This window comes from Microbulbifer agarilyticus (genome assembly GCF_019800665.1).
GTDB lineage: Bacteria > Pseudomonadota > Gammaproteobacteria > Pseudomonadales > Cellvibrionaceae > Microbulbifer > Microbulbifer agarilyticus_C.
In genome coordinates, this window is record NZ_JAHVKO010000001.1 from 140391 (window position 1) to 155933 (window position 15543).

Below are 15543 nucleotides of genomic sequence, written 5' to 3' on the forward strand. Positions count from 1 at the left end.
TTATTCGCCTCCTTGCTTTTCTTGTTGCTCGCTGGCGTTGTAATACTGCACAGCATCCTGAATGGCCGCTTTGATGCGCGGGTAGGTGCCACAGCGGCACAGGTTGCCGCTCATTGCGCTATCAATTTCTTTCTCTGAGGGCGTTGGGTTATTGGCCAGCAGGGCGGCAGCTGACATTAACTGGCCGCTCTGACAGTAACCGCACTGAGGCACGTTGTGCTTGACCCACGCCTGCTGCAACGGATGGTCGCCCGTATCACTGAGCCCCTCGATGGTAGTGATCTTTGCGCCCTTGGCGGCGGCAATTGGGGTCAGGCAGGCGCGCGCAGGGTTGCCATTGATGTGGATGGTGCATGCACCGCACAGGCCGGCACCACAACCAAACTTGGTGCCTGTCATTTTCAGTTCGTCCCGCAGTGCCCACAGCAGTGGAGTATCATCGTCCACATCGACCTGGTGAACCTTGCCATTGATGGTCAGTTCCATACTGCTTCTCCATTTGTGTAATCGTTATTTGTGTGTTGCTCGCGCTGCCAATTCTGCCAGTCTTGTGGCGTATCAATATCGATGGCGGCGCTGGCCATGGGAATCATTTTCCCGGCGTGTTTGTTGAGTAACGCTTTAGCCCCTTTGTCGCCGTTCAGGCGCAGTAGCTGGGGAAATAGGGCGCGCGGAAATATCGCGGGCACTCCCGGCGCGCCACGGTAATGGGCGCAGGCGAGTACCTGATGCTCGGACCACTGTTGGCAAAGCGCTTGGATTTCTTCTGCTCTGACCGCCACCTGGTCTCCCAACAGTAACAAAACCGCTTCGGTGTCTTCGGGCAGCTGGCCAATGGCAAACGCAATACTGTTTCCCAGGCCCTGCTGCCAGTTGGGATTCAAGTGCAGGTCAAAGTCCGGATGCGCCAGCTGAATTTCCCGGTGCCAAGCCCCGGTAACGATCAAAGGGGTTTGCAGGCCGGTACTCCGCACGGATTCTACACGCTGTTGCAGTACGGTCTTACCGTCCTGCTGGATCAGGTGTTTACAGGTTCCAAAACGGCTGGCTGCACCCGCGGCGAGTATGACCGTTGCCAGGTTTTCTGGGCATAGTTTTTCTGGACGGAGCTTTTCAGCCAGAAGTTTGTCAGAGGCACGCTTCACGAAGGTACCTGTGATTTGTTGCGCGCGTCACGGCGTGCATCCATTTCCTGCGATGTGCTGGTCAACGTGCGGCCAGATTTCCCGTGCAATACGCTATGGATCTCCGCACAGGTGGCCAGTGCGATGCTTTCCGGGAGCTCCCCGCCCAGGTCGAGCCCGATCGGGGCGCGCAATACGCCGTTCACTAGCCGGTCTGTTTCGCTGTTGGACAGGCCGCTGAGCGACAATACCCGGTCTCTTCGACTAATTGGCCCCAGCAGTCCGAAATATCGAATGGGGCGCGTGTGAAAAATACGTATCGCCGCGGCATCTATATTGAGGTTGTGGCTCATGGCGACTACGCCATCTACCGAGTCGAGATCCATCAACTCCACCAGCGCATCCGGATGGCAGCGGTACGCAGTGCAATCCGGGAAGTAGGCGGCGCGGGCGTTGGCCGGGCGAGGGTCGCATAGGCTCACTTTCCAGCCCTGTGCGTTGAATTGCTGGGCCATGGGGCGGGCATCAACGCCGCCACCCACAATAAGAATGTGTGGCCTTGGTTGAATTGGTGTGTTCAGCCAGCGTTCGCCGTCGGTTTCGGTGAGCATGGGGCGTTTCAGGGGAATGCCGGATTCCTGACCGGCGTCGACCAGGGGCCGAAGCTCCGCCTGGCTCTCGCCATTGACTGCAATCTTCTGGCGATAGAGCAGCGGCTGGCGCTGCTCAAGTTGCGCCCGCAGCTGGCCCAGGCACAGAAAATTATTTTCTTCGTTAATGGGCTGCAGGAGGATGTCGACTTCGCCACCGCAGCCAATACCCAACTGAAAAGAAATATCGTCTTCGTCGTTACCGTCATAGCGGATGGTTGTGGCCTTGCCGGTGGCGAGGACCTTGCGCGCGTGGCGCTGGATATCAGACTCCAGGCATCCGCCGCTCAGCAGCCCAAAATAACGCCCCAGATCGTCGCACAGCATCATTGACCCGGCCTTGCGGTAGCTGGAGCCGGCAGTCTTGAACACGGTTCCCAGGACCCATTGGCGTTCGTCCCGCTGGCTATGCCAGATGTCCAGCAGGGTCGATAGATGGTTGGCGGCTCGGATTCTTGTGCTCTGCATACTTCAACTGTTTTGGGTGTTTCTTGTACGTTTTGTCGCGGGTTCATCTTTCACGCGACCGATTGGCACTGTGCTTCTGTCTTTGCTTTTACTTAGGCCTGAGACACTAACATGCCGATAGATCAGGTGGAGAGTCAACCTACTCGCTTGGCCGCGCACAGGCTGCAGGTAATCGAGGCATGCTTGTCTGCGGCTCTGTACGCCCCTGAGGCACGTGAAATTCTCTGCAGAGAAACTATATATTGTTGACAATTAACTATTGACATTGTTGTTGGCAAACCAGACGATAGGTGCGCGGTTTCTTGCACGTACGTTCAAGTTGGTGCAAGTGTGCCCCGCAAGGAAGGTTCAACTCATAAAAATAAGCGCTCGATACTCGGTTGCCTGGGAGCAGGTGAGGGGTCTGAGCATCGAGCCTCCACATGGAGAGAGAGCACCCATGCCTATCAATAGCAAGCGCTTTACCCTGAGCGCCTTGTCTGCTGCCGTGATTTCCGCAGTATCTGTCGGTGTGCAGGCCCAGGACGCGGCTTCCACCACGCTGGAAGAGGTTTCCGTAACCGGTATTCGCCAATCCCTGACCAACGCCATGGATATCAAGCGCGATTCCGCCGGTGTGGTAGACGCAATTTCCGCAGAAGATATTGGCAAGTTCCCGGATACCAACCTCGCTGAATCCCTGCAGCGCATTACCGGTGTGTCCATTGACCGCAGCAACAACGAAGGTAACAAGGTTACCGTGCGCGGCTTTGGTCCCAACTACAATCTGGTGACCCTGAACGGCCGCCAAATGCCTAATTCCTCTGCACTGCAATCGGAAGGTATTACCCGTAGTTTCAAGTTCTCAGAGATTTCCGCTGAGAGCGTTTCTGGCGTTGAGGTCGTGAAGACCGGTAAAGCGGATGTTTATTCCGGCGGTATTGGTTCCACCATTAATATCAAGACCGCGCGCCCGTTTGACCACGATGGCTTCGTTGCCAGCGCGAGTGTCAAAGGTGTCATGGATACCAGCGTCGAGAAGGGCGATTCTGTCACCCCTGAATTTTCCAGCATGGTGAGCGGTACCTTCTTTGAGGACAAGCTTGGTGTGTTGTTGACCGTGTCCCATGCTGAGCGCGATAGCCGCAGTGAAGGCGTCGGCACCCAAGCGTGGGTACCCAACTACGGCACTGCAGATACTTCTGCTATTGACCGCAACAAAAACCCGGAGGGTACCTACTGGGCACCCTGGACCTTTGATGTAGATGTTTCTGACCATCAGCGCGAACGCCAGAACGGTCAGCTGGTAGTGCAGTTTGCGCCAGTCGAAAACGTAACCGCGACTCTGGACTACACCGCTTCCCGTTACGATGAGCAGATTTCGATGAATCGTACCAGCGTGTGGTTCGACACCTCAGCCGGTGTGACCGACAGCAACGGTACCGTGATCAACCCAAGTGTGCAGAATGATGAGCTGAACTTCTGGGCATGGGACTACCAGTTCGTGACTGACAACGACTCGGTAGGCCTCAACGTGGAATGGGAAGCGACAGACTCCCTGAGCTTCGCGCTGGACTTCCACGATTCCACTTCTCACTCGCAGCCTGGCGGCCTTCCTGCGGAAACCATCGCCAATACTAAAAACCCGGGCAAGATGGTGGATGTGGTTGCCGATTTCTCCAGCAGCAGTGGCCTGCCGGGTATCAGCTTTGATGACTCCAGCCTCGCCGGTGGCGCATACGCACCGCAAAACATCGTATCTGACCTGTTTCAGGAGCGCGGCTACGAGATTGAGAACAGCATCCAGCAGTTCCAGCTGAGTGGTGCCTGGGAAAACCTCGACGACGGCGCACTGAAGACCATCCGCTTTGGTGTTGCGACCACCGATTATCAGGTGGACGTATTTGAAAGCGGCTCTTTTGCCTTTGTAAATCTGGGTGATCTCGCGGCTCTGGGTATCGACTTCGAGAACCGTGGCGATTTCGGTGACCAAATGGGCAGCAACAGTGGTTTGTTCCCGTTACTCGCAGACTATGAAGCTTCTGACTTTATCGATGCGGTGAAAGCCAATGGCGATTACTACGAGGCGACGCCGACTTTCGACAAGGTAAGTGAAGAAACCCTGGCTGCCTTTGTGGCAATGGATTTCGAAACAGAATTCAATGGCTACCCGGTGCGTTTGAACACTGGCCTGCGCTTTGAAGACACCGACGTATCGGGTACCTCTATCCAGAACGGTATTGTTGGCCTGAGTTACTGGCACGTGGAAGAGCTGCGCGAAGTCAATGACGATATGCCGAGCGCAGATACGCTCGACGGTGACTACACTCGCTTCCTGCCCAATGTGGATGCCAGTATTGAGCTGAATGAAGACCTGGTAGCTCGTGCTTCTTACAGCCGCACCTTGAGCCGCGCTGATATCTCGGCGATGTTCCCATCCACCTCACTGGATGTGTCCCGCCCGGGTGGTCCATTTAACGCATCCCAGGGTAACCCGGGCTTGCTGCCAATCACTTCCGACAACTTCGACCTCTCTGTTGAGTACTACTACGCAGAGGGCAGTTATGCTTCTGTCGGCTTCTTCAAGAAATACGTTGAGAACTTTATCGGTGCAACGACCGAAGAACGTGTAATTTACGACGTTAACGGAAACCCGATTACCGACCCGAGTGCCAACCCGCGTCCGGGCTGCCCCGATTCTACCGGTGCTAATGCGGCGTGTCTGAACACCGCTGGAGACCCGGTGATTACCTGGAGTGTAGCGACCCCGGGTAACCTGGAAGAGGCAGAGGTTTACGGTTGGGAAGTGGCGGTACAGCATATGTTCGGCGACTCCGGATTTGGGGCCATTGCCAACTTCACCCTGGTGGATGGCGATGTGGAGTACGATGTATTCGACAACGAAAACTCCGTGGCACTGACCGGTATGAGCGATTCTGCCAACCTGATTGGCTTCTACGAAAAAGACGCCTTCCAGGCACGTCTCGCTTACAACTGGCGTGATGACTTCCTGCTGGATACTCGTCAGTCTCAGATCGGCAACCAGCCGGTGTTCACCGAGGCCTACGGCCAGTGGGACCTGAATGCCAGCTATGATGTGACCGAAGATGTATCTGTTTTCCTGGAAGGCTTGAACCTTACCGAGGAAACCATCCGCCGTCATGGTCGCTTCGCTAATCAGCTGGTGAGCGCACAGCAGTATGGTGCTCGCTACAATATCGGCGTTCGCGCGCGTTTCTAAATGCGCGTTAGTATCGTCAAGTAGTACCAGGGAGGGCTGCCACATATGTGGCGGCCCTCCTTCTTTTAAAAATTGTAGTTAGAAGTCTGATTCCAAAATAATAAATTCGAGGCCAGGTATGTCTGATCCCATCAAATCGGTTGTGATTCTTGGTGGCGGCACAGCAGGGTGGATAACCGCTGGCACTTTGGCTGCCCGATTTAACAGGGAGCAGGAAGAGCCGGTTCGTGTCACCTTGGTTGAATCGCCAAATGTGCCCACTATCGGGGTGGGGGAAGGCACATGGCCTACCATGCGTAGCACCCTGAAAAAAATGGGGGTGAGGGAAACCGATTTTATTCGTGAGTGCAATGTCGGCTTCAAGCAGGGGGCGAAATTTGCCCGCTGGACTACCGGTGCTGACGATGATTTCTACTACCACCCATTGGTGCAGCCGGAGGGCTTTCATAACCACAACCTTGCCACCCATTGGCTTGGCGGTAACACATCAGAGTCCTTCTCGAATGCAGTCTGTCCGCAGGAGGCGTTGTGTGAACACAATAGAGCCCCCAAGCAGATTGGTACCCCGGAATATGCGGCGGTTGCCAATTACGCCTATCACCTGGACGCGGGAAAGTTCGCAGGCTTCTTGCAGCGCCATTGCACCGAAAATCTTGGTGTGCGGCATATTCTCGCGGATGTTAACGGCATTGAGGAATCGGAGACGGGCGATATCGCGGCGCTAAAGACGGAGGTGCACGGAAAAGTTTCCGGGGATCTATTTGTTGACTGCAGTGGCTTCGGTTCGCGATTGCTCGGCGGTCACTACAAGGTGCCGTTCCGCTCTTGCAAGGATGTTCTGTTTATTGATAGCGCGCTTGCGGTACAGGTGCCTTACGAGCGCGAAGATAGCCCGATAGCGACCCATACGATATCCACCGCGCAGAGTGCGGGCTGGGTATGGGACATTGGTTTACAGAGCCGGCGCGGCGTGGGGCATGTCTTCTCTAGCGCTCACACGAGCGACAGTGCCGCTTATGGCGAACTGGCGCGGTACCTTAAGGTAAGTGAAGGGGAGCTGGATCGACTTGGTGTGCGTAAAATCCCGATTGTACCTGGCCACCGGGAAAAATTTTGGCACCGGAATTGTGTGGCCATTGGGTTGTCGGCGGGGTTTCTGGAACCGCTGGAAGCCTCGGCGCTGGTGTTGGTGGAGATCTCGGCAAACATGCTCGCGGAGCAGTTTCCAGCAAGTCGCGCCGCAATGGATGTGGTTGCCCGTCGTTTCAACGAGACGTTCTTGTATCGCTGGGACAGGATTATCGATTTCCTGAAGCTGCACTATGTATTGACCAAACGTACCGATAGCCGCTTCTGGATCGACAATTGCGACCCGGCTACGATTCCCGACAGTCTGCAGGAACTGCTGACTTTATGGCGTTACCAGCCACCTTGGCACGACGACTTTGATCGGGCAGTGGAGGTGTTCCCGGCCGCTAGCTACCAATATGTTTTGTACGGTATGGGATTCGAGACGCAACCCGCAGCGCATGGTGTATCGCGCGCGTCGCTTGAGCAGGCAGGGCAGTTGTTCCAGCAAAAAGGCAAGGCCACCCAGCAGATGCTGACGGGGCTGGAAACACACAGGAATTTAATCAATAAAATTTGCGAGCATGGGTTACAGCAAATATAAGCTAATCCAGATCAGTCAATATCAAGAATAGGCAGTAGTGAGGGAGAAAAAATGAGCAATACAGTTGCATTGAACAACGAAAGCCATCGCAACTTGAAAGTGATGACCAAGCGCGGCGCCGCTTTTGGTGAAGCGACACACCTGGTGCCAGTGGTGGCAAATGAGCTGCGTAATCTGGTACTGGAATATCCAGTGTGTATCACCAAGGATCCTAAAAACGGCCAATTTTCGCTGTGTGCTTTATTGGGCTTTGAGCCGGGCGAAAACCTTTATTTACAGGGTGATAACTGGGACGCGCAATATGTTCCCATGCATATCCGCAGGCAGCCATTCATGGTTGGGTATCGAAACCCTGAAGCGGAGCCCGGCGAAGACAAAGGTGCAGTGATCACCCTGGATATGGATAGCCCGCGGGTAAACAGCGACGGCAGTTCGGCGGATGGTGAGCGCCTATTTGATGATGAAGGCAGCAACACACCGTTTATGAATGAGGTCAGCGACCTATTGGGTCAGCTCATGGGCGGGATGGAATCAACCACCGCTTTCCTGAAGTTTCTGGCCGACAACGACTTGATCGAACCCGCGCATATCAATGTCCAGTTTGCCAGTGGCGAACAGAAGCGCTATGAAGGTCTTTACACGGTCAATGACGAGAAGCTACAGCAGCTGGAAGCCGACAAACTTGTGTATATGCATCAGCACGGATACTTGCAGGCAGCGTATTGGTTGAGTGCCTCGATGGGGCAGGTGCGAAAATTAATCCAGAGAAAGAATCAGCTGTGAGTGCGCCTGAATGCGCGGCGAACACCGCGCATTCAGATGGCTGGATTTAGGTGTGCTTTCCACGTATTCGTTAGGTATCTTGTTCCGACAGGATGGGATGCACCTGTGGCCAGCCGGCAAACTGTGCATCCCGCTGTGGATCCGCGTCCCAGGGCCAGCATTCCATCGTGTAGTGATTGGCAGTCTGGTCAATGGTTACCAATCCATAGCCCTCACTCTTCAGCGCCCGATCCGAAACAAATTTTCCCCAGCTGGTATTGTCGTCACTGAACTCTGCGTGTGAAATCTTCGGATTGGCGACCGCTAATACGCGCATCTTGTTGCCAAACGGATCAATAAAATGACCGGTATTCGGGTCATTCCCGACCGGGTTCTCGAGCTTGCCAAACCCTTCGAACCAGCGCTGCCAAAATGCTGCGGAGGCGGGTCCCGAGAAAAACAGGGCACCGCCGGAGAAGTCATTGGTGTATTGCTGTGCGAGCATTCCCAAGTGCTGGTCGCCGGCGAGTACCAGTGCGTTCGCGTCTTCCACCAGCTTGACCGCGCGGGTACGCCCATCGGGCGGGTAGCCGTTTGCGTCGTAGTCAACCAAGCCCGCGCCGGTCTCATCGGTTTGCGGTGAGCCCCAGATGGAGGCGGTGAGGCAAACTTTTGGCATGCCCGGGTCCATGTGTTTCCAGTCCTGTAAAAATGCTTCTTGCCGGCTGCCAAGCAAGCTGCCTGTGACTGTGAGTCGCTCAGCTTCATAGTCGGGTGCCGATTTGAACTTGCGGTCCTCCACCATGGCGAAGCTGGTTTTCCCATAGACAAAGTGTGCATAAGTGACCGGAATACCGTGCTGGATCGGGGTGGGGTCATAGGCATCCGGGGTATGGCTGCTCTGCATGCGGTACACCATTTTTACCAGGTCGATATCGTGCTTGAAGCCGCCGTCTTCTTCCCGCGGACCGCCGCTGGCATCGCCTTTGTTGCCCCACAAGTTGCCCTGCAATACGTCGTGATCGTCCACCAGAAGGATCGACGGGCGGTTACGTACGGATTCGCGAAAGGTCCAGTACCAGAGATACCAGCGATACAGCGTGTCGAGTTTTGCCTGGGGCGTATCGCGGCCGTAGCGGGTTGGAAAGGTTTCGTAGTACTGGTCACCGGCGAAAACATACAGGTCTGGCTGGTGACTGTTGCAATGTTTGGTCAGTGTCGCATGTGGGAAGAAGACAAAATCCTCTGTGTAGCGGCCAAGGGTGCGCTCTTCAGGGATATGTTTCTTTATTGCGATGTCGTCGAGGCTCTTCGCAGTAGGAGTGATGCAGGAATACAGCGCAATTTTCAGCGCGTCGGTCTTGGCGGGGTCTTTTTGTATCTGCCCGGAGTATAAAGTCTCTTCGTGGTTGTCATACCGCACACGGTACTCGTGGTCTTGCCCGGCATCCCAGCCTGTAATACGAAACGCCGCAACGTAGCCATCTTCTATTTTTGCCTCGGCCCCGACGACCCACTCTTCGGTGCCAAGCACGCGGTACTCAAGCCGTGCAGCAGGATTCGCCTGTAGGTCGATTGGCATAAATTGCGCAGACAATTTCAGCACCGCGTTATCGGGCCCACTGGCACAGTTCAGGCTGTGCATACAGCCCATGATTGGGCCGAGTACCCGCTCAGGATGGGCTGAGATCTTGTTGCCGCCGGTTTCAATATGACTAAACCACCAGCGGGCACCGGCCTGCTGATAGTGTGGAGAAGAAACCAGCATAATCCCACCGGTGAGTTGCTCAGCCTCTACACCGCTGCGCACTGCAAACCCGAGTTCACTGCCACTGTGGACGTCGCTGGCAATCAGGCGCACATCAAACCGCCCGTTGGCCACCGGGTCGATATGGCAATCCAGTTGAATCTCCCGCATGCCTATCCGGTCGATACCGACGCTGCCTGCGCGCTCAAGGCGGGTAAACGCCATGCTGTTCTTTTGGTCGGAAAAGTCGCGGAAGCTCAGTTTTCCCTGGTCATCCAGCACCGCCATAAAGCCGCCGTTGGTTCCGCCGGCGCGTTGTGCCAGAGCCGCTCCCCGGTAATCCAGTTTTCCAGCCCCCACACCTAATAAAAAACCGCAAAATCCACCGGCTTCTGGTGTCAGTAGGCCTACCCGGGCGCGCAGCCGACCCGCCTGGTGGCGGTTATTCAGTTCGCGGGTCAACAAGGCTGCGGTGCGCACTTCAAAGGACTTTTCCCCCTGCAAGCACTCCAGTCGGCCATTGTTGCAGTGCCAGTCCTGTAGCCGATTGCCCCACAAGGGTCCGCCCAGCCAGTGCTGCAAGCCAGATTCGGGGAGGGCTTCAATAGGGCGGGTACCGACAAGCTCGGGCCTGGCTGCCGCCATTGCGGAAGCAAGAGAAGGCGTTAGTGCCGGGGTCAGCGCTGCGCCAAGGATGCTCGCAGTGCCGGAAGTTAACTTGATGAAGTTGCGACGTTTCATATTGATTGAGACCTTGTTTCGCTATTTTTCTAAGGGGGCACAATTGAGCTAGTCGGCGAATGTATCCGGAAAGTGGGATTGGTCGACAAGGGCCCCGCGGTGCTGAATCACCACCGCAGAAATCTTCGCCGCCTGTGCGATCGCCTGGCGAGGGGATGCGCCTCGACTGCGGAAGGCCAGGTAGCTGCCATTGAAGGAATCACCGGCTGCGGTGGTATCCACTACCTTATCTACCGCTGTAATCGGTTCCAGAAAGCGTTCCTTGGAGCCTCGGTAGTAGACCCCATTGGGGCCGTCTTTAATCACCAGCTCTGCAATGGAGAAGGGCTCCAGTAGATCACAGGCCCCGGAGAAGTCCTTCACTCCATACAATGCTTCCAGGTCTTCGATCCCCGGCAATGCCAGGTCCGCATAAGTAAAGGCGAGTGCATATTGATCGCGGGTCTCTTTGGCCGACTGCCAGAGCTTTGGGCGGTAGTTGGGGTCGAAGACGATCTTGGTACCGGAATCCTGTAGTTTTTCCAGCAGCTCCCAAAAGACGGTGCGTGACTCGGGCGTCAATACAGCCAGAGAGATTCCACTAAAGAAGAACATGTCCGGCCGGGGCGCGAGGCCGGCAGGGGAGTAGCCTCCATCCCCTGCGACTTGTGTTGCCTCGCGAAACAGTGGCATCACTTCCCGCGCCGCTGAGCTATTCCGCCAATAACTGAAGCTACGCTCGCCGGCGTTATCGGTGTTCACCATATAGAGGCCCAATTGGCGATCGGGGTGACGGAATACCAGCGAGGTATCGATGTGCTCCCTTTCCAGGGCGTCAATCAGACCGTTACTGGCACTGTCAAAGCCAACGGCAGTCATCAGGCGCACCCGGTCATCGGCCTGCGCGAGACGCTTGTAGTAAACGGCCAAACTGTGTACGTCGCCAGCGAAAGACTGCTGGTAGAGGCCTGGCTCTACCTGGCTGAACTCCACCATGCTTTCCCCAAGAATTACCAGATCCGTCATTTCAGTCATGTCTCCTTGTTGCGCACCCGCTGGGGTATGAGAAAATCGCTGTCACGAAAGGGATTATTGACACGTTTAGCGGGCATTTTATGGTGCGGTTCGGTGGTCAAGCCCAGCAGATAAGTCTGGTGCTTTACTCCCGGGGTGCATGCTTGTAAATTGTCAACAACGGTTCGTGGAACTTTCCAGCGAGTCGTAAAAAGTATTTTAAAAACAATAAGTTAGTGTTTTTCGGATCAGTGAGCAGGCTTTTGCCCTCTGACGCGCTCTTCAGCCGCTATTAAACAACGATTGAGTATTGTTAACAATCAACAGTTGACATGTATTCGAGCGTTGGTGGATGATTGAGCCATCGATGGAGGAAACCCAAATAATTTAACCAATGGGTCTTCTTTCGAAATCTAGGGGCGGCGCCACTAGCGGTATCAGTGAATGCCGAGTTGATAATAAAAATGCGATCCGATGGAGAGAGATAACCATGTCTACGTCCAATGTACGTAATCGCTTCCGTATGTCTGCACTGTCAGTTGCGGTACTGTCCGTATGTGGCGGCCAAGCGCTTGCGCAGGAATCCGACGAACAAAACCAATACGAAGCACTTGAAGAAGTTCAGGTAACGGGCATCCGTGCAAGTATTGAAAAGTCTATTGATGACAAGCGCTACGGCGGTAATATCAAGGACACCATCAACGCCGAAGACATCGGCAAGACCACCGACCAGAACATCGCAGAAGCCCTGTCCCGCGTGACCGGTGTTTCCATGCAGACGGCGGACGGTGAGGGCACCACCATTACCGTACGTGGTGCAAACGCTCAGCAGAACAACATTAGCCTGAACGGCGTGCAGCTCGGTGCGACCGACTTTAGCCAGGCGGTTGACCTCTCGTCCTATTCTGCTGATATCCTCTCCAAAATTGAGGTTGTAAAAACCCCGAGTGCGGATCACGATGAAGGCTCGCTAGGTGCCAACATTAATCTCGTATCGGCCAAGCCGCTCGAGGTTAACGAAGGCTTCAATATCAATTCCCAGGGTCGTTACAATGACCTGGCCGACGATCACGGCCATAAGATTTCGCAAACCTATACCGGTAAGTTTTTTGACGATACCTTCGGTGTTTTGCTTACTACTTTTGACGAATCAAGCAGCAGCCGAAAAGATCAATATCGCGCTGAAACTTTTACTACCTACACGTCTCGCATCGCACGCGACCAGAACGGCAACATCGTTAATGATGTTACTGGTATTGTTCCTTCTTTCTCGAACCTGGAACTGGCGGAAAACCAGCGTGATCGCAAGGGTGTAAACGTAGCGCTGCAGTGGCAAGCGACTGATACCACTGAAGTTAATACCAACCTGAGCTGGAACGAACAGGATATCGAAGCGACTACTCATAGTATTCGCACCCGTATAGGTGATTACGGTAACAAGGTTGAGGGTGTTTCGACTCCGGGTCTTTTTCTTGATCCTGCCGAGTATAGTGATCCTCAGGAAGACTGGCACACATACGATACAGAGACTCGTACCTTCACCAAGATGTTGAACCGTGCTGCACTGGGTGACATCTCCCAGTCAGAGAACAAATTCAGCAACGTAAACAAAATTGCTGCCATCGATATCAGCCAAGAGATAGGCGATAGTGTGGTCGTTAGTGGCGGTATTGGTTATTCCAGCGCAGAGCAGATCCCTGATCAGTCGCTTTACGTAAACCTGCAAAACTACGCGAATATCAATGCGTGGGTACTGCAGCATGCAACTCCAGATGAACTTGAGCCGGTTGGCTTTGACTGTACTTCAGGCGTATGTGAGTTGGTTGGCGGTACTGGGCAGCTTGATCAAGGTACTACCCAGTATCCAGAAACTGGTGCTGTCTGGGACAACTTCTCAACCACTGGTTTTAACCCGGATGATCTGGGTTCTCAGCATCTCTCCTATCTTGCCCGTACCGTGCGTGCAGTCGAAGATACTCAGAAAACCGCATACGTAGATGTAGACTGGGATGTGGATTTCGCTGGTGTTAATCGACTTGAATTTGGTGCGAAGATTTCCAACCGAGAAAAATTTGTCGATAACCAAACCGGTGCGTTCTTTTCGGTAGGAGAGGGCGTCGTAGTTGTAGACCCAGATACTGGCGTTCGAGTAGCTACCATTAACGGCCTTCAGGACATTCCTGGAACTTATATCCAAGAGGGTGAGTTCCCTGCAGATGACTTCATGGAGTCTCTCGGTTATAGCCGCAACAATATCACTGACGGCTGGACTACTATTTCTGCAGAAAAAGCATTCCTTGCTGCTCAGGGCAGTCCAGATGCGGGCTTTATTCCTGACGACACCGAGACCCGCTTTGCTGAGCTGGATAATCAGGCTGTTTACTTCAAGGCGAACTTCTCTTTCTTGGATGATCGCTTGAGTGGCGACGCTGGTTTGCGCTATGTGGAGACAGACGTATTTGCTAGCGGATATTCCGGTGTGACTTTCCAGAGTGACCCATTCAACCTTGGTCGTACTTTGGACCCAATTAAATTGGCAGAACTACGGGATTCCTCTCTGCCAACCTGTGCTGATCCAGTATGGTACGGTGCGGACTGGAACGAGGAGATTCGTTGGTCGCGTGTAGATGGCCAGGGTTACGACACTCAGGGAACCGCAACCAAAGAAGACGATACTCCGCTACCCGATCAGGGGCCTTGTTACGACGCACGTGCTGAGCGTATCCACCCGGGAGATGGTGCTCCAGCGAGTAACTGGTGGTTGTGGCGTCACACTGACCTGTCTACCGAGCAGTACTATGTGTACGGTGAGCGTCGCTACGATGAAAATGGACAGCTTCTGCCCACAGGTGATCTTAGCAAACGCTCTTTCGAGGTTGATGATGACCATACCTACCGTGTTTTGTTGCCAAGCTTGAACCTGAATTACGTGATCAATGATGAGATGGTAGGTCGCTTGGCTCTGTCCAAAACTATGTCTCGTCCGCAGATCGATTCCCTACGTCCTGGCTTTAAAGTTACTGAAAGCGTTTGGGGTGGATTTGATCGTCCAGGAAACGTGGTGACCCTGACGAATACCAAGCTGGACCCTCTCGAATCCAATAACCTGGATATTGCATTTGAGTGGTACTTTGCTGAGAACTCCCTGTTGGCGGCTGGACTTTTCTACAAGGACATGACCAACTTTGAAGAGTCTCAAACCATTGTTACTTACCTAGATGATCTGCGTGATCTCGGTTTGAACGAGAACGGTGAACCCTACAGTACTGCCGATCTGATTAAGAGTGAAGATGACCTCGAAGGCTGTATGCCGCGTCGTATCCTGAATTTTGGTGAGTTGGCTGAAGACTGGGTTTACTCTGACGATTTGAGTCAATTGTGTGCGCAGTTCCAGACCACGCAGATTAACAATGGTAAGGGCGCCGAGATCCTGGGTGCCGAATTCCAGTACACGCAAACCTACGACATGCTGCCGGGTGTGTTTGCTGGCTTGGGTACCATGTTTAACTATACATATCAGGATAGTGCCTACGATCAAGAGGTATCTTCTCTCGATCCGAACATTGTCTTGCCGGAGCTGCCGGTAGCCTATACCCCAGAGCATAGCTATAACGCGACTGTTTTCTGGGAGCAAAATGGTCACCAGCTTCGATTGGCTTACCAGGGTACCTCCGACCAGCTGGCAAATCGTAGCTGGAACAACGGTTCCCTTTGGCAGGAGGGTCGTAATACCTTGGACTTCTCGGCCACCTATGCAGTCAACGACAACTTCGATGTGTACTTCCAGGCTACAAACCTGACTGACTCTGAAGTGCGCACCTATTTCACCAGCCGCTTTATGGACCTGGGTGATGTCGATGCGAGTGGTGCTCCGGTTTACTACGATGAGGGTAACCCCCTCGATGGTGATGCAACCAAAGGTCGCACCGAAATCGAGTACAAGACTGGTCGTGCGTTCCGCGTGGGTGTACAGGCACGCTTTTAAGTCCTCTTAGCAATTATTGTCATTGCTTGGCCGCGTCTGGAAACAGGCGCGGCCTTTTGTTTTGGGGTTGCAGATGATGCGCTATTCCGAAGCTGCGAATAGGCCAAATTTTCCGCTACAGTCTCTCAGGATTTCTATAGCTCTTTGAGAGAAGTCAGTCCTTAGTATCCATATAAACTTC

At 54.0% G+C, this 15543-nt stretch carries 9 protein-coding genes; 4 read left to right on the forward strand and 5 right to left on the reverse strand.

All coding sequences use genetic code 11. From position 1 onward, the window contains the following. The 3 genes from KUV22_RS00535 to KUV22_RS00545 are packed head-to-tail and all read right to left on the reverse strand — an operon-like array spanning position 1 to position 2242. Complete coding sequence (locus tag KUV22_RS00535; protein WP_222227717.1) at positions 1–486, reverse strand: (2Fe-2S)-binding protein; 486 nt, start codon at positions 484–486, stop codon at positions 1–3. Beyond that, positions 477–1145 (reverse strand): nucleotidyltransferase family protein, encoded by a 669-nt coding sequence (locus tag KUV22_RS00540; RefSeq protein WP_222227718.1) that lies wholly within the window; start codon positions 1143–1145, stop codon positions 477–479. The genes KUV22_RS00535 and KUV22_RS00540 overlap by 10 nt, the downstream gene beginning before the upstream one ends. Beyond that, entirely contained in the window at positions 1142–2242 is a 1101-nt protein-coding gene (locus KUV22_RS00545; protein ID WP_222227719.1) for an XdhC family protein, read from the reverse strand. Before KUV22_RS00545 ends, KUV22_RS00540 begins: the two co-directional genes overlap by 4 nt. Positions 2243–2681: 439 nt before the next feature. Between KUV22_RS00545 and KUV22_RS00550 the strand changes: the two genes are divergently transcribed. From KUV22_RS00550 to KUV22_RS00560, 3 genes are all read left to right on the forward strand, one after another. Then, positions 2682–5462, forward strand: a complete 2781-nt coding sequence (locus tag KUV22_RS00550) for a TonB-dependent receptor (protein ID WP_222227720.1) — start codon at positions 2682–2684, stop codon at positions 5460–5462. Between the two features lie 118 nt (positions 5463–5580). Further along, positions 5581–7134: a tryptophan halogenase family protein gene (locus tag KUV22_RS00555; protein ID WP_222227721.1), complete on the forward strand. Its 1554-nt coding sequence runs from the start codon at positions 5581–5583 to the stop codon at positions 7132–7134. Positions 7135–7185: 51 nt separating this feature from the next. Continuing rightward, entirely contained in the window at positions 7186–7917 is a 732-nt protein-coding gene (locus KUV22_RS00560) for a SapC family protein (RefSeq protein WP_222227722.1), read from the forward strand. A 70-nt stretch (positions 7918–7987) separates the two neighbouring features. Here KUV22_RS00560 and KUV22_RS00565 read toward each other — a convergent pair whose 3' ends face one another. Then, positions 7988–10384 (reverse strand): alkaline phosphatase D family protein, encoded by a 2397-nt coding sequence (locus tag KUV22_RS00565; RefSeq protein WP_222227723.1) that lies wholly within the window; start codon positions 10382–10384, stop codon positions 7988–7990. A gap of 48 nt (positions 10385–10432) precedes the next feature. Continuing rightward, positions 10433–11389, reverse strand: a complete 957-nt coding sequence (locus tag KUV22_RS00570; protein ID WP_222227724.1) for a sugar kinase — start codon at positions 11387–11389, stop codon at positions 10433–10435. A 478-nt stretch (positions 11390–11867) separates the two neighbouring features. Between KUV22_RS00570 and KUV22_RS00575 the strand changes: the two genes are divergently transcribed. Then, positions 11868–15362 carry a TonB-dependent receptor gene (locus KUV22_RS00575; protein ID WP_222227725.1) on the forward strand — a complete coding sequence of 1165 codons (3495 nt, stop codon included), beginning with the start codon at positions 11868–11870 and terminating at the stop codon, positions 15360–15362. Positions 15363–15543: the final 181 nt, after the last annotated feature.

Excerpts from the sequence above, each read along its gene's own strand:
- KUV22_RS00535 (WP_222227717.1), bottom strand. The coding sequence starts at position 486 with ATGGAACTGACCATCAATGGCAAGGTTCACCAGGTCGATGTGGACGAT.
- KUV22_RS00545 (WP_222227719.1), bottom strand. The coding sequence starts at position 2,242 with ATGCAGAGCACAAGAATCCGAGCCGCCAACCATCTATCGACCCTGCTG.
- KUV22_RS00550 (WP_222227720.1), top strand. The coding sequence starts at position 2,682 with ATGCCTATCAATAGCAAGCGCTTTACCCTGAGCGCCTTGTCTGCTGCC.
- KUV22_RS00555 (WP_222227721.1), top strand. The coding sequence starts at position 5,581 with ATGTCTGATCCCATCAAATCGGTTGTGATTCTTGGTGGCGGCACAGCA.
- KUV22_RS00560 (WP_222227722.1), top strand. The coding sequence starts at position 7,186 with ATGAGCAATACAGTTGCATTGAACAACGAAAGCCATCGCAACTTGAAA.
- KUV22_RS00565 (WP_222227723.1), bottom strand. The coding sequence starts at position 10,384 with ATGAAACGTCGCAACTTCATCAAGTTAACTTCCGGCACTGCGAGCATC.
- KUV22_RS00570 (WP_222227724.1), bottom strand. The coding sequence starts at position 11,389 with ATGACGGATCTGGTAATTCTTGGGGAAAGCATGGTGGAGTTCAGCCAG.
- KUV22_RS00575 (WP_222227725.1), top strand. The coding sequence starts at position 11,868 with ATGTCTACGTCCAATGTACGTAATCGCTTCCGTATGTCTGCACTGTCA.